The sequence below is a fragment of the Mesorhizobium sp. M0800 genome (assembly GCF_040320095.1).
GTDB lineage: Bacteria > Pseudomonadota > Alphaproteobacteria > Rhizobiales > Rhizobiaceae > Mesorhizobium.
Genome location: NZ_JAMYOZ010000001.1, coordinates 449,139 through 470,318, shown reverse-complemented (window position 1 = coordinate 470,318; position 21,180 = coordinate 449,139). Strand labels below are relative to the sequence as shown.

Here is a 21,180-nt window from a genome sequence, read left to right as displayed (position 1 = left end):
TTCCTCAATTGAAACTCGGTGGTTGCGACAGATCGATTGCCGGCGCCGCCGGTTTCGCGGGCGGCTTTTCGTCGAAGCTCGGCGGCTGCGACAAATCGGGTGTGGAAGGTGAGGCCGGGGCAGTGCCGCCGTTGGCCGGCGGCGTGCCAAGCGGCGACAAGCCGATGCCAGGCGTTTCCGGCACCTGGTAGTTGATGGTGCCAGGATCGACGACAGTGCCTTTGTAGTGCATCACCATCTGCGGGAAGGCGATGGTCAGGCCGATCATGATCACCTGGATGCAGACGAAGGGCACTGCGCCCCAATAGATCTGCCCTGTGGTGACCGGCGCGATCTGCTTGCCGGTGAGTCGGTCGAGATAGGGCACGCGCGCGGCGACCGAGCGCAGATAAAACAGCGCGAAGCCGAAGGGCGGATGCATGAAGGAGGTCTGCATGTTGACGCCCAAAAGCACGCCAAACCAGATCAGGTCGATGCCGAGTTTGTCAGCCGCTGGCGCCAAAAGCGGCACGATAATGAATGCAAGCTCGAAAAAGTCGAGGAAGAAGGCGAGCACGAAGACGAGGATGTTGACGCCAATCAGGAAACCGACTTCACCGCCCGGCAGCGACGTCAACAGGTGCTCGACCCAGATGTGGCCATTGACGCCGTAGAAGGTCAGCGAGAACACCCGCGCGCCGATCAGGATGAACAGAACGAAGGACGACAGCCTGGTCGTCGAGGCCAGCGCCTGCTTGACCACGTCGAGCGACAGCCGCCCCTTCACCGCCGCCATTGCAAGCGCGCCGACGGCGCCCATGGCGCCGCCTTCCGTCGGCGTGGCGATGCCAAGGAAGATGGTGCCCAGCACCAGGAAGATCAGCGCCAGCGGCGGGATCAGCACGATGACCACCTGCTGTGCCAGTCTGGACATCAGGTTGATCTTCAGGCGCTGGTCGACGATCGCCACGACATAGATGAAGATGACGCCGATGGTGGCGCCGAGGATATCGGCGTTGCCGCCATGGTTCGGCGCAAGGTAGCGATACGCCGCATAGGAAACCACCACCGCCGCCAGCAGCGCCGCCAGCAGCGACAGCACGCCGTGGCCGAGCGTGCGGGCCTCAAGCGGCAGGGCCGGCATCGACTTCGGCCGGAAGATCGACATGAGCAGGATGTAGAGCATGTAGATGCCGGTCAAAATGAGCCCGGGGATCAGCGCTCCCTTATACATATCGCCGACCGAGCGGCCGAGCTGGTCGGCCAGGACGATCAGCACCAGTGACGGCGGGATGATCTGGGCGAGCGTCCCAGACGCGGCAATGACGCCGGATGCCAGCCGCCGGTCGTAGCCGTAGCGCAGCATGATCGGCAGCGAAATCAGACCCATGGCAATGACGGAGGCCGCCACCACGCCGGTCGTCGCGGCGAGCAGCGCGCCGACGAAAATCACGGCATAGGCGAGGCCACCACGGACCGGTCCGAACAACTGGCCGATCGTGTCGAGCAGGTCTTCGGCCATGCCGGATCGTTCGAGCACGATGCCCATGAAGGTGAAGAACGGGATCGCCAGCAGCGTATCGTTCGACATCACCCGGCTGCCATAGAAATTATCCGGCAACGCATGCAGCAACGGCCAGGCGAGATTGATCGAGCCGCCCGAATAGGGCGACAGAAGCACGCCGATGAAAAAGAACATCAGGCCGTTGGCGGCGAGCGAGAAGGCGACGGGGTAGCCGATCAGCAGGAAGACGACCAGCGAGGCGAACATGATCGGCGCCATGTTCTGGGCGATGAACTCGATCACGAGCGCACCTCTTCGGCGAGCGCCTTGGCTTCGAGTTCGGCCTGCTCATGCGCCGATATGAACGGAGTGGGATCGTCCATCTGACCGCGCATGATGGCGATTTTCTTGATGATTTCGGAAATGCCCTGCAGTGCGAGCAGAAAAAAGCCGACCAGCAGGATCGCCTTCGCCGGCCAGATGATCAGCCCGCCGGAATTGTTCGACATCTCCCCGCTGCGATACGACAGCGACACATAGGGAACGAAATAGACCACCATCAACGTCACGAACGGCATCAGGAAGAAGACGTGACCGAAAAGGTCGATCCAGTGCTGCACGCGGCGCGAGAACATGCCGTAGACGATATCGATGCGGATATGGTCGTTCTGCTTCAGCGTGTAGGCGGCGGCCAGCATGAAGGCGGCGCCGAACAGATACCATTGCAATTCCAGCCAGGCGTTCGAGGACATGTCGAACACCTTGCGGATGACGGCGTTGGCGGCGCTTACCAGGATCGCCAGCAGGATCAGCCACGAAACCCATTTGCCGATGAATTCGTTCAAACGGTCAATGGTTCTGGAAAGAGCGAGAAGCCCTGCCATGCATTCCTCCCTTGTGTCAGAGCGCGGCGGTTCCCTGTCCGTCGCGTCGCTGTGGACCAACGGTATGCAGTGCGTGGTCCGGCGGGTCAACACGGGACAGCCCGCATAAACACAGTTGTGAGATGACGGGCGGCAAAATGCTGCCGCGTCCTTTGCATGTCCAAGGACATGCGGCGCTTTCACCCAAGCAAAGTCGGGTGCGGCTCAGGCGATCTTCTGTTGGTCGCGGCCGGCGCCGATCAGCACAAGCATGGCGACGAGGAACAGGTACATCCAGCCGTCCCGCCATTCGAGCGGAAAATAGCCGGCCCATAGCGATTCGGCCATGCCGAAAGCGGCGGCGCCCAGTGCCGCCCGCAAAGGCGAAAGATAGCCGCCCACTGCGGTCACGAACAGGATTTTCAACCCGTAGACCAACCCTGTGCCGAAGCTGATGTTGCCGTAGTAGAAGGCGGCGAGCACGCCGGCCAGTGCCGCGCAAAGGCCGCCGAAAAGCACCGCACGCCGAAACACCGCACGGACATCGACGCCGCACATCGCAGCCGCCTTGGGATCGTCGGATACGGCGCGCCAGCTCCGGCCGAAGCTCGAATATGCGAAGCCCCAAGCAGCCAGCGCGATGGCCGCCAGTACGGCGGCGCAATCGAGCAATTGGATCAGCGTCAACGTCGCCTTGAAGCTGGCATTCTGCGCGAAGACGATGGTCTGGGCCAGCATTGGCGGCAACCATAGGTCATGGGTATCGGCGGCGATGCGGCTGGCTTCCGACAAGACCAGCAATATGCCGAGCGTCGTCACCACGATGGCGTTGGGCGAGCGGTCGGCCAGCGGTTCGAAGATACTTCGCGACAGGACATGGCTGAGCAGCGCCGCATAAAGGAATGCCGCAGCTACGCCGAGCGCGACCGATGCAAACAGCGTCAGCCACAGCGCCTGATAGCCGAACGCCGCGGTGAGGATCATCGTATGCCCGCAAAAGGCGAACAGCGCGCCATAGGCAAGATTGGTACGGTGGAGGATGCCGTTGGTCAGCACGTAGCCGAAGGCAAGCAATGCGTAGAGCGCGCCCGAATGCAGCCCGTTCAGAACCTGCTGGAAGAAATAGAGCATGCAAGACCCTCTATGCATGCCCCGCAATCGGGGCAGAGGTTTGGGACGAACGATATTCTCAGTACGGCGATCGCCTCAGTGACGAGCGTTGCACCCGGAATCTAACTTGTCAAACGCGAGTTATCAGTTAGATTCGCCATATGACGGTATCCTGGACTCCGCACCGCTTTACCGGTGGCATGCTGGCTCTCGATACGGCGAACACCGTCGTTTTGCGGAACGACCCGGAGAAAACTTTCGACCGTTTCGACGATCCGGCCGAGATCGCCCGCTTTGCCGAAGCCGCGAGTGCCTTTCGCGCCGCCGAGCTCGGCGGCAGGCGGCTCGTAGCGCCGGCGCCTGAAAAGATCGCACCGGTAGTGCTGTCGATCCGGGAGACGACCGATCGGCTGTTTCGCGGCGCGGTATCGAAAGGTGCGATCGCGACCGGCGATATGCCGAAATTCTTGGAAGCCTGCGCCGATGGCCTCGCTCATAGCCGCACCGAAATCGGCACGCCTGGAAAACCGTTCGGTGATCCGGCGACGCCGATTGCCTTCGAGGCCGCGCTTGCGGTCTCGGCGCTGTCGCTGCTGCGTAGCGACACCATCGCCAGGCTGCGGATATGTCCGAACTGCAGCTGGCTGTTTGTCGACAAAAGCCGCAATTCCAGCCGCCTCTGGTGCGACATGGCGGTGTGCGGCAACCGCCAGAAGGCAAACCGACACTATCGCCGCCGGACCGCGGCCAGGGAGGTCACCAATGTCTAGAAGATTCTCACGCGCGATGATTGTCGTCGCGGCGTTGTTCGCGGCGGCCGCGCTCGGCGCCTGCCGTGATTCCGGCAAGGACCAGTTGTTCGCCATTTCCGGGAAGCTGTTCGAGTTCAACTACCGGCTGGGTATCGCCACCTATGTCATCACTCTCAATCCGCTGCGGCCGGTGGGTGAGGGGCAGGTCGCTGTGGTCTCCTTCCAGAACCCGGCCGGCGGTGATCCGATCATCGTCACCCAGAAAATATGGCCGAAGCTGCCGCATGTGACGCTCACCAGCCCGCCGCTTACCTGCGTTGTCAAGGACAAGCCCTATGCGGTGTCGATCCGCATCGAGGATTCCAGCGGCAAGTTGCTGCAGAGTTTCGCGACCACTCTGACGTCCTCGCTCGACCAGTCGGTCCTGCCCGACCGGCCTCTGGTGGTCGGGCCAGTCTACGAGCTCAACAAGGACCTGGCCGGCCATGTCGACGGCAAGCTGCCCGGTGAACCGAAGCCCAGTTGCCCAAAGGCTGCATGATGCATCACCAGCGGCACTGAGCGCCGCCGGAATTTTTCATGCTCGGCCATCCTCCCCGACAGGCGTTTCGTGGCGCCACACGGCCGCGCACGGATCGTTTGTTGCGGACCGCCTGGCACCTTCGATTTTGTTTGACCTCCCCGGCAAGGGAAGAAAGACTGTGGGCACTCGACTCCGACGTTGGCCGCGCACCTCCAGGCGCGGCCTCCGCACAGGAAATGCCTGATGACGCTGCACAAGGTCGCGCTCGACGACAAGTTCGACCTGGCAAAGGAGCGCATCTTCCTGTCGGGTGCCCAGGCAGTCATCCGCATGCTTCTGATGCAGCGCGAGCGCGACCGCCGGGCCGGCCTGAACACCGCCGGTTTCGTCTCCGGCTATCGCGGCTCGCCGCTCGGCGGCCTCGACATGCAGCTGTGGAAGGCCAGGAACCAGCTCGCGCAGTCGGACATCGTCTTCCAGCCCGGTCTCAACGAGGAACTCGCCGCCACCGCCTGCTGGGGCTCGCAGCAGGCCGAATTGCTGGGCGAGGGTACCCATGACGGCGTTTTTTCGGTCTGGTACGGCAAGGGTCCGGGCGTCGACCGCTCCGGTGACGTGTTCCGCCACGCCAATCTCGCCGGGTCGTCGAAACATGGCGGCGTGCTGGCTCTGATGGGTGACGACCACATGGCCGAATCCTCGACCAACGCGCATGCCACCGAGTTCCTGTTCGTCGACACCATGGTGCCGATCCTTAATCCGGCCGGCGTCCAGGAGATCATCGACTACGGCCTTTACGGCTTTGCCATGTCGCGTTTTGCCGGCACCTGGGCGGCGATCAAATGCGTCAAGGACAACATCGAATCGACAGCCTCGGTCGATGCCGCGCTCGACCGGCTAGATATCGTCATCCCGGACTTCGACATGCCACCCGGCGGCCTCAACATCCGTAACGAGATCGACATGCTCGGCCAGGAGGAGCGGTTGCATGAATACAAGCGCGCCGCCGCTTCAGCGTTCATCCACGCCAATGGGCTGAATCGGATCGTCTATTCGGGCGGCACCAGCGCCAAGCTTGGCATCGTCACCATCGGCAAGAGTTATCTCGATGTTCGCCAGGCGCTGGAGGATATCGGCGTCGACGAAGCGGCCGCCAGTCGTATCGGTATCAGGCTGTTCAAGGTCGGCTGCCCGTGGCCGCTCGACCTGCAACACATCGCCGACTTTGCTCGCGGCCTCGATACTATCGTCGTCGTCGAGGAGAAACGCTCGCTGATCGAGGTGCAACTGCGCGAGAACCTTTACGGCACCGCGACGCAGCCGGTCATCGTCGGCAAGAAGGACGAGACCGGCGACTGGCTGTTCCCGGCCAAGGGCGCTCTCGACCCCAACGATATTGCCATCGCGCTCGGCGAGAGGATTTTGCGAACGATCGGCCCGTCGGAAGAAATCGCCGCGCGGGTGGCGAAGTTGCGCCAGTTCCAGGCGATGCTGGCCGACACGTCAGACATCGCCTCGCGCACGCCCTTCTTCTGCTCCGGCTGCCCACACAATTCCTCGACCAAGGTGCCGGACGGCTCGCTCGCCGCCGCCGGAATCGGCTGTCATTTCATGGCGCTGTGGATGGACCGCAACACCGTCGGCTTCACCGCCATGGGCGGCGAGGGCGCGCAGTGGGTCGGCCAGGCGCCGTTCTCGAAGCGCGAGCACATCTTCCAGAATCTGGGCGATGGCACTTACAACCACTCGGGTGTGCTGGCGATCCGCTTCGCGCTGTCGACCGACGCCAACATCACCTACAAGATCCTCTACAATGACGCCGTCGCGATGACCGGCGGGCAGCCGCACGAGGGCGGCCTGACGGTGGACATGATCGCAAGGCAGGTGCGCGCCGAGGGCGTGGAGCGCATCGCCATCGTCACCGACGAGCCGGACAAATATACCGGCAAGGTGGAATTTCCCGCCGGCGCCACCATCCATCACCGCGACGACCTCGATCTCGTCCAGCGCGAGTTGCGTTCGGTCAAAGGCGTCTCGGTGCTGCTCTACGACCAGACCTGCGCCGCCGAGAAGCGTCGCCGCCGCAAGCGCGGCACCTTCCCCGATCCCGACAAGCGTATCTTCATCAACGAGCTGGTCTGCGAAGGCTGCGGCGATTGCGGCGTGCAGTCGAATTGCGTCTCGATCCAGCCGGTCGAGACCGAATTCGGCCGCAAGCGTAAGATCGACCAGTCGAGCTGCAACAAGGACTTCTCTTGCGTCAACGGTTTCTGCCCCTCCTTCGTCACTGTTCACGGCGCCAAAATCAGGAAAGCCGAAGGCGTAGCCGGCGCGGCCGACCCGCTCGCTGGGGTGCCGGCGCCGGCGCAATTTACGCTCGGTGAACAAGGCTGGGCGGCGATCATCGACGGTGTCGGCGGCACCGGCGTCGTCACAATAGGCGCGGTGCTCGGCATGGCCGCGCACCTGGAAGGCAAGGGCTGCGGCATGATCGACATGGCCGGCCTCGCCCAGAAGGGCGGCTCGGTGTTCACCCATGTCCGCATCGCCCGCACGCCGGACGACATCCACGCCATTCGGGTATCGGCCGGCAAGGCCGATCTCGTGCTCGGCTGCGATCTCGTCGTTTCGGGTGCCAAGAAGGTGTTGGCCGCGGTGCGCGAAGGCCATACCATCTTCCTCGCCAACACTGCCGAGATCATGCCGGGCGAGTTCGCCCGTTCGGCCGATTTCTCGCTGCCCATCGAGCGGCTGAAGAAAGCGATAAGAACGGCCGCGGGCGACGACAGGACGCATTTCTTCGACGCCACCCGCACCGCCACTGCCCTGTTCGGCAGCTCGCTTGGTGCCAACATGTTCATGCTCGGATTCGCCTTCCAGCATGGCGGCTTGCCGCTGTCGGCGGAGGCGGTCGAGAAGGCGATCGAGCTCAACGGCGAGGCGGTAGCGATGAATGTCGCGGCATTTCGCTGGGGCCGCCGCGCCGCCCACCAGCCGGATTTCGTCCGCAGCCTTCTCGCCCAGCCGGGCAAGGCCACGCAGCATTCCGCCATTGCCGAGACGCTGGACGATATCATTGCTCGCCGCGTCGCCTTCCTGACCGCCTATCAGAACGCCGCCTATGGCAAGCGCTATGCCGACAGACTGGCGGCGCTGCGCAAGGCCGAAACCAATGCTGTGCCCGGGTCGACCGTGGTGACCGAGGCTGCCGCAAAGAACCTCTTCAAGCTGATGGCGATCAAGGACGAATACGAGGTGGCGCGGCTTTATACGGACGGCTCCTTTGCCGCAGAGCTCGCAAAGCAGTTCCAGAGCTACGGCAAGCTTGAATTCCATCTCGCACCGCCGATCATGGGCAGGCGCGGCAGTGACGGGAAGCCGAAGAAATCGAGCTTTGGCCCGTGGATGATGAACGGGTTCCGCCTGCTGGCGGCGATGAAGGGCCTGCGCGGCACCGCTTTCGACCTGTTCGGCTACAGCGCCGAGAGGCGTATGGAGCGGCAGCTTCTTGCCCTCTATGAAGCCGACCTGGAGCTTGTCGCCGGCGCGCTGGCGCCGGGCAAGATCGAGGTTGCTGCCGCGCTTGTTTCGGTACCGGCGCTCATCCGCGGCTTTGGCCACGTCAAGCAGGCCAGTGCCGAAAAAGCCGCCGGCGAACGCCAGCGTCTGCTCGACCGCCTCTCGACGGCGCCGCTGCGGCCGCAACTTCAAGCCGCCGAATAATTCAGCGCTGTGATACGCCTTGTTTACCTGAACTGTAGTTTCCATGCTTCCGCCGCGTCACCAATGGATGCCGGCAGGGCTCGAAACGCCGCTCTAAACCTTTCTTAAGGCCAATGTGACACTGCTGGGTTCCCCAGGATTGGGATCCAGGCGTGAATCTGAGAAGAAAAAACGAGATTCCGGTCGACGTTTACATTCCGTTCGTGGAAACTCTGTTTCGCGACGGCGTGACGCTTTCGATCGGCATTGTCGCGCAGAGCTTCCTGATTGCTCTTGTCTGGTGGAAAAGCGGCGACCCGCTTTATCTGCTTGTCGCTATCACGATGGTTCTTGTCGGCATCTTCCGGATGAGAAACTTCCGGAAATACAACAGCTTGCCCCCGCCGACGACCTGGGAAGAGGCGCACAAGCGCGAGAACGACTATATCCTCTACGGGTCCTTGCACGGGCTCACGCTTGGCGCGTTCTGCCTGCTTGGCATCTATTTTGCGCGCGACAATTTCGCTGAGATCGCCTCCGTCTGCCTGACGCTGGCCACGGCCACCTCCATTGCCGGGCGCAACTACGGCTCCCCGCGCATGGTCACCATCCTGACGCTTGCCTTGACGTGGCCGATCTCGTTGGGTTTCCTTTTACGTGGCGATATCTACCACATCCTTCTCGGGCTCCTGTCCGCGCCGTTCCTGTTTGCGATCCGCAAATTCGCCAACACTGTCCGCGATGTACTTTTCGCCGCTGTCTCGGAAGAAAAAAAGGCGAACCGCATTGCGCAACGTTTCAACCGTGCGCTCAACACCATGTCGCATGGCCTTGTCATGCTCGGTCCCGACGGCCGGGTGGCGGTGGCCAATGCCGAAGCCGCGCACCTGATGTCCCTCAAATCGGCCGATGCGCTGCTCGGCCGGTCGATCCACGGTCTGCTGATGCGTGGGGTTGCCGGCGGCATGCTGGCGCCGAAGGATTGCCGCTACATCGAAGCCCAACTGACGCGTGCGCTGCGCGAGGGCCGCGACCGCAAGGTTCTGGTCTCGCTCGCCAACGGCCAGCACTATGAATTTTCGGCGCGCGAAGGCAGCCAGGAACTGGGCGTCGTCACTTTCGAGGATGTGACCGCCCGAGTCGAGGCGGAAGACAAGATCCGCTTCATGGCGCGCTACGACAGTCTCACCGGCCTGCCCAACCGCGCCTACTTCCACGAGTTGGTGGTGGAAGCCATGTCCTCAGGGGATCCCGAGCGTCTCTGCGGGCTGGTGGTGCTCGATCTCGATGATTTCAAGAGCGTCAACGACACGCTCGGCCATCCGGTCGGCGACGGATTGATCTACGCCGTTGCCGAGCGGCTGGCGGCAGTCGCTGGGCCAGGCATCACCGTCAGCCGCTTCGGCGGCGACGAGTTCATGATCTTCTTCGAGCGCATCGAGGATGAAAGCCACCTGACCGGCCAGGTTGACGAGATCTTTGTCAATCTACAGGGCGAGGTCGATGTCGCCGGCCACGGATTACGCATCCAGGCCTCCGGCGGCGCGGTGCTGTCGCGGGTCAAGGATACCGACGTTGACGCCATGATCGTCAAAGCCGACCTTGCACTCTACAAGGCCAAGGAGCTTGGCAAGAACGGTTGGCGGCTGTTCGAGGCCTCCATGGATGCTGCCTTCCGCAGCCGTCAGCTGATGAAGGCGGACCTGCGCAGCGCCGTGGAAAACAACGAATTGCGGGTGGTCTATCAGCCGATCGTGGCGATGAGCACGATGCGTATCGCCAGTTGCGAAGCGCTGTGCCGCTGGGATCATCCCGATCTCGGGCCGATTTCCCCCGGTATCTTTATTCCGCTGGCGGAGGAAATGGGGATTATTTCCGACATCAGCACCTTCGTCCTGCATGCGGCCTGCACGGAATGCGCCAAATGGCCGGCCCAGACCAGCGTGTCGGTCAATCTCTCGGCCAAGGATTTCCGCAACCGTGATGTCATCCAGAAGGTTCGCGACGCGCTGGCTGAATCCGGTCTCTCCGCCGGACGTCTGGAGATCGAGGTCACCGAGACGGCGCTGCTCGACGACAAGTCGCTAACACGCCAATATATCGAGGAGTTGAAGCGGCTCGGCGTGCGCATTGCGCTCGACGATTTCGGTACCGGGTATTCGAGCCTCAGCTATCTCCACAAACTGCCGCTCGACAAAATCAAGATCGACCGCTCGTTCCTGATGGATGTCACTCAGAACAGCCGGTCGCTCGAATTGCTCAAGGGCATCGTCAACCTATCACGGCCGCTGGGACTTTCGGTTACCATCGAAGGTGTCGAGACCTTCGAACAGCTCAAGATCCTGGCATTGCAGGTCAAGCCGGACCTGGTCCAGGGCTTTCTGTTCGGGTCGGCACTCAGCGCGTCCGGCATCGAGACGATGTCGAGCACCGTCTGGCCCTTCGCCAAGGACATCCGGACGGCAAGGAAGGCGCCGCGGCGCTGACTTCGCGGTGAAAAACCGCCTATTTTAGTATAATTTTATTAATTGTTAACCTTAACGAGCGGTAAACGAGCTTCTACTTATTTTCATCTTTACATCTCATGACCCGTCCGTAGTGTCGGCTGGTGGCGGTAATCGCGGGGAATAGAGTTCATGTGTGCCCAGTTGACTTCGCTCGGCCATGCGGCGAGCGCGGGCGGGGAAAATTCGTCCGAAACCATGTCCAGTTTCGCCAGGAATGTTTCGGCGATGCTGGAGCGGACGGAATACCGCCGTTGCGACAAGGGCGAGGATCTCGAGGACATCTATCGCCTACGCTACAAGTCGTACCGTTCCAACGATATGGTTCCTGACAACGAGAACCATACCATTCACGACGAACTCGACGAGGTGCCTAACGTCTTCCGGTTCGGTGTCTACATCGACCAGGAACTCGTCAGCACGCTGCGTATTCATCACGTCACGCTGTCGACGCCAAGATCGCCTTCCACCAAGGCTTTTGGTGACATCGTACTGCCGATGCTGGGGGAGGGCATGAGCTTCATCTGCCCCAGTCGGTTCGCCTCCGACCCGGAATGGTCGCGCGTCTATCCGCAGATACCTTATCTCACGCTGCGGCTCGCCGGCATGGCATGTTTTCACTTCAACGCGCCCTATTGTCTTTCGACCATTCGCGAGGATCACGCCGGCTTCTACAAGCGGATCTACTACGCCGAGAAGATCAGTGAGCCTCGTGCCTACCCTGGCGTCTATAACAAGGTCGTGCTCTACCGCGCCGACGTCGGCGCCATCCGCGAGCGGTCGCTATCGCGCTTTCCGTTTTTCCGTTCGACGCCGATGGAGCAGCGCATGTTGTTCGACACGCCCGGCGCCGGCGAACTCGCGCCGCTGACCATCCTGCCCACCGCCAAGTATTTTCGCGAAGCCGCCTGAACGAGCCCATGGAGCCTTCCGGTCGCTTCGGCGTTCTGGGCAAGGGTGCTGGTAGTAGGTCGGCATGGCCGGCATCCGCCAAGCATCGCTTCGATAGCGATCCGATCAAAGGAACCGATATGACCATTTCCACGCTCGCCCTTACCCCGCTTATCTCGCTGATTGCAGGCGTGCTGATCCTGGTGATGCCGCGGCTGCTCAATTATATCGTCGCCCTTTATCTGATCGTTGTCGGCCTGCTCGGTCTGTTCCCGCATCTCGCCGGCTAACGACATCGGCAATAGCGGACCTGCCATCCATTGTGATTGGTATCGCCGCGCTTCGCGCAGCGATTTCAAGTTTTGCTTGAGATTGTTGGCTGCGGCGATGCGGCAATAGCGCCATTGCCCTTAACGCGGCTTTTCGCTATGTGCCTGAAAGATGTCTTCGAAGGGGTATTCCAATGGCTGAACACACGCCGACCGGTCCTGTCGAACTAGGCGCGAAGATGGACTATGCCGAGCACGACCGCACCTATGCCGGCTTTGTGATGCTGGCCAAATATGGGTCGCTATTTTGCGCCGCCGTGCTTCTTGCCATGGCGTTCGGCTTCTTTGTGGGCGGCTTCTTCTCGGGGACTATCCTATTCGTGCTGATCCTGGCCATCGGCGCCTTTATTCTCCGATAACTCCTCCAACCTTTGTCGAAGGCGCCGCCGGGGTCGGTCGATGTCTTGCGGTAACAGGGTTCCGGCCGAAAGGATCATGCGGTGGGACAGACGGTTTTCATCCCTCGTGAGCTCGACGCAAACGAGCCGCGCGTCGGGGCCTCCCCCGACACGGTGAAGCGGCTGGCGGCACTGGGTTTCGACGTGATTGTCGAAACCGGCGCCGGCACAGCGTCGCGCATTCCCGACGAGGAGTTCGCCCGGGTGGGCGCCGCGATCGGCAAGGCCGGCGATGCAGCCAGGGCCGATGTGGTGCTGAAGGTGCGCCGCCCCACGGACGCCGAGCTGAAGGGCTATAAGTCCGGCGGCGCTGTCATCGCGATCATGGATCCCTACGGCAACGACGCTGCCGTCGCAGCCCTTGCCAGGGCCGGTGTTACTGCCTTCTCCATGGAGTTCATGCCGCGCATCACCCGCGCCCAGTCGATGGACGTTCTATCCAGCCAGGCCAACCTCGCCGGCTATCAGGCGGTGATCGACGCGGCTGCCGAATATGACCGGGCGTTACCGATGATGATGACGGCGGCCGGCACCGTACCGGCAGCGAAGGCGTTCGTCATGGGCGTCGGCGTCGCCGGTCTGCAGGCCATCGCCACCGCGCGCCGCCTCGGCGCCGTGGTCACCGCCACCGACGTGCGCCCGGCCGCCAAGGAGCAGGTCGCCTCGCTCGGCGCAAAATTCCTGGCCGTCGAGGACGAGGAGTTCAAGGCGGCCGAGACGGCCGGCGGCTACGCCAAGGAAATGTCGAAGGAATACCAGGCCAAGCAGGCGGCGCTGACCGCCGAGCACATCGCCAAGCAGGACATCGTCATCACCACCGCGCTGATCCCCGGCCGTCCGGCGCCGAAGCTGGTCTCGGCAGCAATGGTCGCCTCGATGAAACCCGGCTCTGTGATCGTCGACCTCGCGGTCGAGCGCGGCGGCAATGTCGAGGGCGCCGAAGCCGGCAAGGTGGTGACCACGGCCAACGGGGTAAAGATCGTCGGCCATCTCAACGTTCCCGGTCGCGTCGCCGCCTCCGCTTCGCTTCTCTATGCCAGGAACCTCTATGCCTTCCTCGAGACGCTGGTCGACAAGGCGGCGAAGACGCTTGCCATCAACCAGGACGACGAACTGGTCAAGGCGACGATGCTGACCGATGCTGGCAAGATCGTGCATCCGGCTTTCGCAAAGGCTGAGCAGCAGCCGCCAAAGGGCCAATATGTCGAGCCACCGGCCATTCCGGCCAGGACGATGGTTGCCGAGGCTTCGGCGAAGCCGGCTGCGAAGAAAACGGCCGCTTCGAGGAAGCCCAAGACCACCGGAGGGATCGCGTGATGGATCAGACTCTGCAGAAAGCCCTCGACCAGCTCGACCAGGCGACAGCTGCCGTGCGGCTCGCGGTGCAGAACCTGGCGGCCGCGCCCGGCACCGAGGCGGCGGGTGACGCCGCTCACGCGCTGTCCGGCGGTGCCATCGATCCCTTCGTCTTTCGCTTCGCCATCTTTGTCCTGGCGATCTTCGTCGGCTACTACGTCGTGTGGTCCGTCACGCCGGCGCTGCACACGCCGCTGATGGCGGTCACCAACGCCATTTCCTCGGTCATCGTCGTCGGCGCGCTGCTGGCCGTCGGCATCTCGGCCTCAGGGCTTGCCACCGGATTCGGCTTCGTTGCGCTGATGCTGGTATCGGTCAACATCTTCGGCGGCTTCCTCGTCACCCAGCGCATGCTGGCCATGTACAAGAAGAAGGAAAAGTAGGCCGCTATGAACGCCAACTTCGCCTCCTTTCTCTATCTGGTCTCCGGCATCCTGTTCATCCTGGCATTGCGCGGCCTGTCGCATCCGACCACCAGCCGCCAGGGCAACATGTACGGCATGATCGGCATGGGCATCGCCATCGCCACGACGCTGGCGCTGGCGACCCCTTCGGCCGGGCGCTTCGGCCTCATAGTGCTCGGGCTGCTGATAGGCGGCTCGGCCGGTGCGGTCACGGCACGGCGCATTGCCATGACCTCGATGCCGCAGCTGGTCGCCGCCTTCCACTCGCTGGTCGGTCTTGCCGCGGTCATGGTGGCGGCCGCCGCCATCTATGCACCGGAAAGCTTCGGCATCGGCACCGTCGCCGATATTCATGCCCAGGCACTGATCGAGATGAGCCTCGGCGTTGCCATAGGTGCCATCACCTTCACCGGCTCGGTCATCGCCTTTTTGAAGCTCGACGGCCGCATGTCGGGCAAGCCGATCATGATCGGTGGCCGCCACTTCATCAACGCGGCCCTGGGCATTGCGCTGATCGTGCTGATCGTGCTGCTCGTCACCGCCGAGTCCAAGGTGGTGTTCTGGCTGATCGTTGCCGCCTCGCTGGTGCTGGGTGTGCTTCTCATCATCCCGATTGGTGGCGCCGATATGCCGGTGGTCGTGTCGATGCTGAATTCCTATTCGGGCTGGGCCGCGGCCGCCCTGGGCTTCACGCTCGGCAATCTGGCGCTGATCATCACCGGCGCGCTGGTCGGCTCGTCGGGCGCCATCCTGTCTTACATCATGTGCAAAGGCATGAACCGGAGCTTCATCTCGGTCATCCTCGGCGGCTTCGGCGGCGAGACATCAGCCATTGCCAATGACGGCATCGAGCGCACGGTCAAGCAGGGCTCGGCCGAGGATGCCGCCTATCTGATGATGAATGCGCAAAAGGTCATCATCGTGCCGGGCTACGGCATGGCCGTCGCCCAGGCGCAGCACGCGCTGCGCGAGATGGCCGACAAGCTCAAGGCCAACGGCGTCGACGTCAAATACGCCATCCACCCGGTTGCCGGCCGCATGCCCGGCCACATGAACGTGCTCTTGGCCGAAGCCAACGTGCCTTATGACGAAGTGTTCGAGCTGGAAGACATCAACTCTGAGTTCGCGCAGGCCGACGTCGCCTATGTCATCGGGGCCAATGACGTCACCAATCCCTCGGCTCGTGACGACAAGTCCTCACCTATCTACGGCATGCCAATCCTCGACGTCGACAAGGCGCGCACTTGCTTGTTCGTCAAGCGCTCGCTCGGCTCCGGCTATGCCGGCATCGACAACACGCTGTTCTACAAGGACGGCACCATGATGCTGCTCGGCGACGCCAAGAAGATGACCGAGGAGATCGTCAAAGCGATGGATCACTGAAACGGCGTCGCTGCCAACTCACTGCCGATCGTCGAATACAGCCCGGCTCCGCGCCGGGCTTTTTCTTGGCTGTTACCGGTTCTGAAGCTACGATGCCGACCCGTCGTCTTGCTAACGGCGTCATCGTGGAGGTGCTGGTGCCCGACCCTGGTTCTGCTGCATCGCCGGCCGCCGATCTGACCGCAGCAGAGAAGGCGCCACGCAAGCGCAGCCAGGCGGTAGTGGTCGTGCACGGCATGGGCGAGCAGCGGCCCATGGACACGTTGAGGGAGTTTGTCCAGGCCGTATGGAGCCACGATCCGGCCCGTGCACCGTTCTATGCCCATGTCCCCGATCCGGCCGACCCGATGGGTGCGAAGATCAACCAGAGCTGGATCACGCCCGACAGCCGGACCAATTCGCACGAACTCCGCCGGATCACCACGCCCTATGATGTCGATGGCCGCCGCACCGATTTCTACGAGCTTTACTGGGCCGACATCACCCAGGGCACGACCCGAAACCGCCTTGCTGCCTGGGTGACGACCCTGCTCTGGCGCAAGCCGGCCGATATTCCGCGCGATGTGCTCAAACTCTACGTCGTCACGCTTTTGGCCACCATCGTCGTCCTCGGCGCGGCGCTGGCGCTCGCAACGTCGACCTGGCAAGGCTACATCTCCTGGACGACCGGTGTGCTTGTCACGGTTCTGGCGTCGTTCGTCATCTGGTCGGTGGACCAGTTTGGCTTGCCTTATTTCGGCGACGTCGCCGCCTACGTGCGGGCCGAAGCGGCAACGGTCGAGAAGCGGGCGCTGGTCCGCGAGCGTGGCCTCAAGCTGCTGAAGCGTCTCATGATGGACGATGCCTATGACCGCATCGTGCTGGTCTCGCACAGCCTCGGGTCGATCATCGCCTATGATCTGTTGCAGATATTGTGGGCCGATTTCAGGCCTAGAAAGTTGGAAGCCATTCGCGACAAAGCGAGGCTGAAGGCGATCCACGCCGTCGACAAGGCGACGCTGGCCGCCGCTGCCTCCGCTTGGCCCGACAGCCTCGATGACCTCCCCGCATTCCGGCGCAGCCAATGGGAGCTCTACCGGCAGCTTCGCGTCGGCGACGCCGATCATCCGCTGCCGTGGAAGATCAGCGATTTCGTCACGCTCGGCAGTCCGCTGACCCACAGCGAGTTTCTGGTGACCTACAACCTCGCCGAATTCAGGCGCGGCATCGCCGAGCGCCTGTTTTCGGCATGCCCGCCGATCGCCGACAGGGCGGCGGGCGGGACCATGCTCTACCAGGAAGGGCGCAGCCATTCCGGCAAGCCGCAGCGGGCGGTGCATCATGGCGCGGTGTTTGCCGCGACGCGCTGGACCAATATTTTCGACAGGGGCAATGGCTGGCTGACCGGCGACCCGATTTCAGGGCGGATGACGGAAAATTTTGGTCCCGGCGTGGAAAACATCCAGGTCGAGCTGCGCGGCTCGGGCGGCCGCGTCTTCACGCACAGGCTCTACTGGTCGCTGACGGCGAGCGGCGTCGAGGTCAACGCGCCGGCCGGCGTACAGCCGCGCTCGCACCTTGCCGTGCTGCGCGATGCGGTCGATCTCGGCCGCAAACTGGAAGCTGAGCTGTAGGCGGCGAGCAGCGCACGACAATGCCGCGGCGGCAGTTCAAAGCAAGGTCCCCTTCGGGCGTAATCTTCCCGAAGCGGACCGAGTTCGCTTAGTCACCGATCAACGACTGGTCAGGAAAATCGCTTCCTCGTCGTCGCGCTGCCTGCCGCCAAGTGCTGCAGCCGCGCTGGCAATGAAGGCCCCGACGACCAGCGACAGCGCGCCAATCAGCGAGAAGGTGGCGCCTGCCTTTCTGGCAGTGTCGGCCGCCTGCTGGGCCTTGACCTTGGCGTCCTGCGCTCTGGCGATTACCGCATCGACGCGAGCGGTGGCATCCGCTTCGGACAGGCCTGTGCGGGCGGCCACCAGCCGCGACAGATAGGTCTTGTCGTCGGCCGATATTTCGCCTGCTGCGGCACTCGCGATCAGAATGCGCGATGCCTGCGCCGTTGCCGCGGCGTCGCTCTCCGGATTGGCGGCAGCGAGCCTTGCCGGATCGGCCGGGCGGAACAGCGTATCGACGAAATACGATGTGGCGTTGTCAGTCGAGGCGCTACCCGCGTTTGCAGCAGCACCTGCCGAAGCGCCCATTGCCGCGCCCGATGCCACAGTCGAAGCAGCCTGGACACCGGTACCTATCGCGGCCGAAAGCGCCGTGCCGAGCACGCCGGCGACGAGCAGCGTCGCCAGCGCCCAGGCCAGGAAGCCGTGAGCGGTATCGCGGAAGAAGACTTCATCGGTGTGGATGCCGACCCATTTGGTGCGCAGGCGTCCGGCGAGGTAGCCGCCCAGGGCCGACGACAGCCACTGCACGACGATCAGCCAGACGGCGGTGGAAACGGCGAAAGTGGTGACTGACGCACCCGAGCCGGACCATGGCGACACCATGCTCAGCCCAAGCCCGGAGCCGAGCAGCATCAAGATGAAGGTAAGCGTCGACGCAGCAAAGGCGCCGGCGACGATTGGCCCCCAGCTGACAGCAGTGGAAGCGGATTCCGTCGGGGCGGAAACGTCGACAGCTGTTACGGTGGACTGCATCGAAGCCTCCCTACCGTGCGAACAGCATGATCAGAATAATGATCGGAATTGGGACTCCGAGAAGCCAGAGCAAAATGCCACGTCCCATGGATGCCTCCTGCGGCGATTGTGATCAACTACAATGCCTTGAAAGCCTTTCCGTTCCGGCGGTCCTGGTGATCTTTGTTGCGTTGCAGCAGTCGTATTGGTGCGCCAAGGCGCACCAATACACTTCATGCCTGCTGGCGGGTATCTGGATGGCGGCTCAGATGTCCAGATTGGCAACCGACAGCGCGTTTTCCTGGATGAATTCGCGCCTTGGCTCGACCTCGTCGCCCATCAGTCGTGAAAACAAGCTGTCCGCATCAGTCGCGTCATTGATCTTGACCTGTAACAGCGAGCGCACATTCGGGTCGAGCGTCGTTTCCCAGAGCTGCTCGGCGTTCATTTCGCCAAGGCCCTTGTAGCGCTGCATGGTCAGGCCCTTGCGGCCGGTGGCAAACACGGCATTGAGCAATGCCAGCGGCCCCGAAATGGTTTCCGAGACATCCTTGCGGCGCAGCACCGGTGGCTCGCCGTAGATTTCCGCCAGGCGCGGCGCATAGCGGTCGAGCTGGCGTGCGTCGGCGGAATTGATCAGCGCCAGGTCGAGATGCGCGAACTCCTTGACGCTGCGCACCGTTCGCTCGAAGACATAGCCGCCAATGCCCTCGTTCGAGGTCGACATGCGGCCGATCCAGCCGCGCTCGGTATCCTCGGCGATAATGTCGAGACGACGGGCAACGCGCTCGGCCGTCTCGTTGGCGCGACGGAGGTCGGTGAAGATCTCCGGGTTGAGCGCGCCGGCAATCGCTGCCTGCTCCACCACGCCTCTGTTATAGCGCGTGTGCAATCCGTTGATGAGCTGGCGGACAGCCAAGGCGTCGTCGATGGCACTGCGCAGGTCCTGCCCGGCCCGCACCTCGCCTGTGCTGAGCGCAAGCGACGCTTCTTCCAGCCCGGAGCCGATCAGGAATTCCTCGAAGGCGGCTTCGTCCTTGATGTATTGCGAGCTCTTCCCGCGCGTCACTTTGTAGAGCGGCGGCTGCGCGATGTAGAGATGACCGCGTTCGATTAGTTCCGGCATCTGGCGGAAGAAGAAGGTCAGCAGCAAGGTGCGGATATGGGCGCCGTCGACATCGGCGTCGGTCATCAGGATGATCTTGTGGTAGCGCAGCTTGTCGGCGTTGAACTCGTCCTTGCCGATCGAGGTGCCGAGCGCGGTGATCAGCGTGCCGATCATGTCGGAGCCGAGCATGCGGTCGAAGCGGGCGCGCTCGACATTGAGGATCTTGCCGCGCAGCGGAAGAATGGCCTGGTTCTGGCGCGAGCGGCCGCCCTTGGCCGAGCCGCCGGCGCTGTCGCCCTCGACGATAAAGATCTCGGATTTCGCCGGATCGCGCTCCTGGCAATCGGCCAGCTTGCCGGGCAGCGAGGTAACGCCGAGCGAACTCTTGCGGGTGATGTCGCGTGCCTTGCGCGCGGCTTCGCGCGCGGCAGCGGCCTGGATGACCTTCTCGATGACCGCCTTGCCCTCGGTCGGGTGCTCCTCGAGCCAGGTGCCGAGCGCTTCGTTGACAAGCCCTTCGACCACCGGGCGGACCTCGGACGACACCAGCTTGTCCTTGGTCTGCGAGGAGAATTTCGGGTCGGGAACCTTGACCGACAGCACCGCGGTCAGCCCTTCGCGGCAATCATCGCCGATCAGCGCCACTTTTTCCTTCTTGGTCAGGCCCGAGGAGTCGCCATAGCCGGTTATCTGGCGCGTCAGCGCACCGCGGAAGCCTGCCAGATGCGTGCCGCCGTCGCGTTGCGGGATGTTGTTGGTGAAGGCCAGCACGTTTTCATGGTAGCTGTCGTTCCACCACATGGCGACTTCGACCGTGATGCCGTCGCGCTCGGCGCGGATCGAGATCGGCTTGTCGAGTAACGGCTTCTTCGTCCGGTCGAGATATCGGACGAACTCTTCGAGGCCGCCATCGTAGTGCAATTCATGGCGCACGATGTCGGCATGGCGGGCATCGGTCAAAACGATGCGCACGCCGGAGTTCAGGAAGGCGAGCTCGCGCAGCCGATGCTCCAGCGTACCGTAGTCGAATTCGACCATGGTGAAAGTCTCGGACGACGGCAAAAACGTGATTTCGCTGCCGCTGCGCCCTTCATAGGTGCCGGGGACCTTGTCTTGTTCATAACTGCCGGTGATGCGCAGCGGCGCGTCGGCATTGCCATGCGTGAAACTCATCTCGTAGATCTGGCCGTTGCGGCGGATCTTCAGTTTCAGCCAGGCCGACAGGGCGTTGACGACCGACACGCCGACGCCGTGCAGGCCGCCTGAGACCTTGTAGGAGTTCTGGTCGAACTTGCCGCCGGCATGCAGCTGCGTCATGATCACTTCGGCCGCTGAAATGCCTTCGCCGGTGTGGATATCGGTCGGAATGCCGCGGCCATTGTCGATGACCGTCACCGATCCGTCCGGATTGAGCGTCACCGTCACTAGGTCGGCATGGCCGGCCAGTGCTTCGTCGATGGCGTTGTCGACGACTTCATAGACCATGTGGTGCAGGCCCGAGCCGTCGTCGGTATCGCCGATATACATGCCCGGCCGCTTGCGAACGGCATCCAAGCCCTTCAAAACCTTGATGGAATCGGCGCCGTATTCGGCTTCAACGCCGTTGGCGATGTCGGTCTGGTCGCTCATGAAAACCTGTCTGATTGATGCCGTGTGCAGAGCGCGAAAAATCGGCTTCGAATCGCGCATTTCTAATGTCGTAGATATAGGCGCAAAAGGCGGTTTTTCCAAGGTTTGCAGGCATTTCGGAACGGAATGACCATCG

General features: G+C 62.7%; 16 protein-coding genes. 11 read left to right on the top strand and 5 right to left on the bottom strand.

What is annotated here, in order from left to right; all coding sequences use genetic code 11:
- Positions 1-4 precede the first annotated feature (4 nt).
- From NKI18_RS02160 to NKI18_RS02150, 3 genes are all read right to left on the bottom strand, one after another.
- On the bottom strand, positions 5-1,783 hold the full coding sequence (locus NKI18_RS02160) for a TRAP transporter large permease (RefSeq protein WP_352614749.1): 1,779 nt from the start codon (positions 1,781-1,783) through the stop codon (positions 5-7).
- The gene (locus NKI18_RS02155; RefSeq protein WP_352452211.1) at positions 1,783-2,367 is read right to left on the bottom strand and encodes a TRAP transporter small permease subunit; all 585 of its coding nucleotides are present in this window, start codon (positions 2,365-2,367) and stop codon (positions 1,783-1,785) included. The genes NKI18_RS02160 and NKI18_RS02155 overlap by 1 nt, the downstream gene beginning before the upstream one ends.
- Positions 2,368-2,571: 204 nt before the next feature.
- On the bottom strand, positions 2,572-3,477 hold the full coding sequence (locus NKI18_RS02150; protein ID WP_023676253.1) for a branched-chain amino acid ABC transporter permease: 906 nt from the start codon (positions 3,475-3,477) through the stop codon (positions 2,572-2,574).
- Positions 3,478-3,617: 140 nt separating this feature from the next.
- Here NKI18_RS02150 and NKI18_RS02145 point away from each other — a divergent pair, with 140 nt between their 5' ends.
- The 11 genes from NKI18_RS02145 (at position 3,618) to NKI18_RS02095 (ending at position 17,311) form a co-directional block, all read left to right on the top strand.
- Positions 3,618-4,226: a CGNR zinc finger domain-containing protein gene (locus tag NKI18_RS02145; RefSeq protein ID WP_352469881.1), complete on the top strand. Its 609-nt coding sequence runs from the start codon at positions 3,618-3,620 to the stop codon at positions 4,224-4,226.
- Positions 4,219-4,749 carry a hypothetical protein gene (locus NKI18_RS02140; RefSeq protein ID WP_352452209.1) on the top strand — a complete coding sequence of 177 codons (531 nt, stop codon included), beginning with the start codon at positions 4,219-4,221 and terminating at the stop codon, positions 4,747-4,749. Before NKI18_RS02145 ends, NKI18_RS02140 begins: the two co-directional genes overlap by 8 nt.
- Positions 4,750-4,974: 225 nt before the next feature.
- On the top strand, positions 4,975-8,454 hold the full coding sequence (locus tag NKI18_RS02135; protein WP_352614379.1) for an indolepyruvate ferredoxin oxidoreductase family protein: 3,480 nt from the start codon (positions 4,975-4,977) through the stop codon (positions 8,452-8,454).
- Positions 8,455-8,606: 152 nt separating this feature from the next.
- Positions 8,607-10,919 carry a putative bifunctional diguanylate cyclase/phosphodiesterase gene (locus NKI18_RS02130; RefSeq protein ID WP_352614381.1) on the top strand — a complete coding sequence of 771 codons (2,313 nt, stop codon included), beginning with the start codon at positions 8,607-8,609 and terminating at the stop codon, positions 10,917-10,919.
- 150 nt (positions 10,920-11,069) lie between these two features.
- On the top strand, positions 11,070-11,849 hold the full coding sequence (locus NKI18_RS02125) for an N-acyl amino acid synthase FeeM domain-containing protein (protein ID WP_352614382.1): 780 nt from the start codon (positions 11,070-11,072) through the stop codon (positions 11,847-11,849).
- Positions 11,850-11,968: 119 nt separating this feature from the next.
- Complete coding sequence (locus tag NKI18_RS02120; protein WP_013528205.1) at positions 11,969-12,118, top strand: DUF3096 domain-containing protein; 150 nt, start codon at positions 11,969-11,971, stop codon at positions 12,116-12,118.
- Positions 12,119-12,291: 173 nt separating this feature from the next.
- On the top strand, positions 12,292-12,516 hold the full coding sequence (locus tag NKI18_RS02115; RefSeq protein WP_023676259.1) for an aa3-type cytochrome c oxidase subunit IV: 225 nt from the start codon (positions 12,292-12,294) through the stop codon (positions 12,514-12,516).
- Positions 12,517-12,597: 81 nt separating this feature from the next.
- Entirely contained in the window at positions 12,598-13,872 is a 1,275-nt protein-coding gene (locus NKI18_RS02110) for a Re/Si-specific NAD(P)(+) transhydrogenase subunit alpha (RefSeq protein ID WP_352614383.1), read from the top strand.
- Positions 13,872-14,294 (top strand): NAD(P) transhydrogenase subunit alpha part 2, encoded by a 423-nt coding sequence (locus NKI18_RS02105; RefSeq protein ID WP_036238371.1) that lies wholly within the window; start codon positions 13,872-13,874, stop codon positions 14,292-14,294. The genes NKI18_RS02110 and NKI18_RS02105 overlap by 1 nt, the downstream gene beginning before the upstream one ends.
- Before the next feature lie 6 nt (positions 14,295-14,300).
- On the top strand, positions 14,301-15,698 hold the full coding sequence (locus NKI18_RS02100) for an NAD(P)(+) transhydrogenase (Re/Si-specific) subunit beta (protein ID WP_352454727.1): 1,398 nt from the start codon (positions 14,301-14,303) through the stop codon (positions 15,696-15,698).
- 92 nt (positions 15,699-15,790) lie between these two features.
- The gene (locus NKI18_RS02095; protein WP_352614384.1) at positions 15,791-17,311 is read left to right on the top strand and encodes a hypothetical protein; all 1,521 of its coding nucleotides are present in this window, start codon (positions 15,791-15,793) and stop codon (positions 17,309-17,311) included.
- Positions 17,312-17,410: 99 nt separating this feature from the next.
- Here the strand turns inward: NKI18_RS02095 and NKI18_RS02090 are convergent, their stop codons facing one another.
- Positions 17,411-18,328 carry a hypothetical protein gene (locus NKI18_RS02090; RefSeq protein ID WP_352568378.1) on the bottom strand — a complete coding sequence of 306 codons (918 nt, stop codon included), beginning with the start codon at positions 18,326-18,328 and terminating at the stop codon, positions 17,411-17,413.
- A 244-nt stretch (positions 18,329-18,572) separates the two neighbouring features.
- Complete coding sequence (gene gyrB / locus NKI18_RS02085; protein WP_352614385.1) at positions 18,573-21,044, bottom strand: DNA topoisomerase (ATP-hydrolyzing) subunit B; 2,472 nt, start codon at positions 21,042-21,044, stop codon at positions 18,573-18,575.
- Positions 21,045-21,180: the final 136 nt, after the last annotated feature.

What these genes read in the sequence shown, in the direction of transcription:
- NKI18_RS02155 (WP_352452211.1), bottom strand. Translation starts at nt 2,367, where the DNA reads ATGGCAGGGCTTCTCGCTCTTTCCAGAACCATTGACCGTTTGAACGAA.
- NKI18_RS02150 (WP_023676253.1), bottom strand. Translation starts at nt 3,477, where the DNA reads ATGCTCTATTTCTTCCAGCAGGTTCTGAACGGGCTGCATTCGGGCGCG.
- NKI18_RS02145 (WP_352469881.1), top strand. Translation starts at nt 3,618, where the DNA reads ATGACGGTATCCTGGACTCCGCACCGCTTTACCGGTGGCATGCTGGCT.
- NKI18_RS02140 (WP_352452209.1), top strand. Translation starts at nt 4,219, where the DNA reads ATGTCTAGAAGATTCTCACGCGCGATGATTGTCGTCGCGGCGTTGTTC.
- NKI18_RS02135 (WP_352614379.1), top strand. Translation starts at nt 4,975, where the DNA reads ATGACGCTGCACAAGGTCGCGCTCGACGACAAGTTCGACCTGGCAAAG.
- NKI18_RS02125 (WP_352614382.1), top strand. Translation starts at nt 11,070, where the DNA reads ATGTGTGCCCAGTTGACTTCGCTCGGCCATGCGGCGAGCGCGGGCGGG.
- NKI18_RS02120 (WP_013528205.1), top strand. Translation starts at nt 11,969, where the DNA reads ATGACCATTTCCACGCTCGCCCTTACCCCGCTTATCTCGCTGATTGCA.
- NKI18_RS02115 (WP_023676259.1), top strand. Translation starts at nt 12,292, where the DNA reads ATGGCTGAACACACGCCGACCGGTCCTGTCGAACTAGGCGCGAAGATG.
- NKI18_RS02105 (WP_036238371.1), top strand. Translation starts at nt 13,872, where the DNA reads ATGGATCAGACTCTGCAGAAAGCCCTCGACCAGCTCGACCAGGCGACA.
- NKI18_RS02100 (WP_352454727.1), top strand. Translation starts at nt 14,301, where the DNA reads ATGAACGCCAACTTCGCCTCCTTTCTCTATCTGGTCTCCGGCATCCTG.
- NKI18_RS02095 (WP_352614384.1), top strand. Translation starts at nt 15,791, where the DNA reads ATGCCGACCCGTCGTCTTGCTAACGGCGTCATCGTGGAGGTGCTGGTG.
- NKI18_RS02090 (WP_352568378.1), bottom strand. Translation starts at nt 18,328, where the DNA reads ATGCAGTCCACCGTAACAGCTGTCGACGTTTCCGCCCCGACGGAATCC.
- gyrB (WP_352614385.1), bottom strand. Translation starts at nt 21,044, where the DNA reads ATGAGCGACCAGACCGACATCGCCAACGGCGTTGAAGCCGAATACGGC.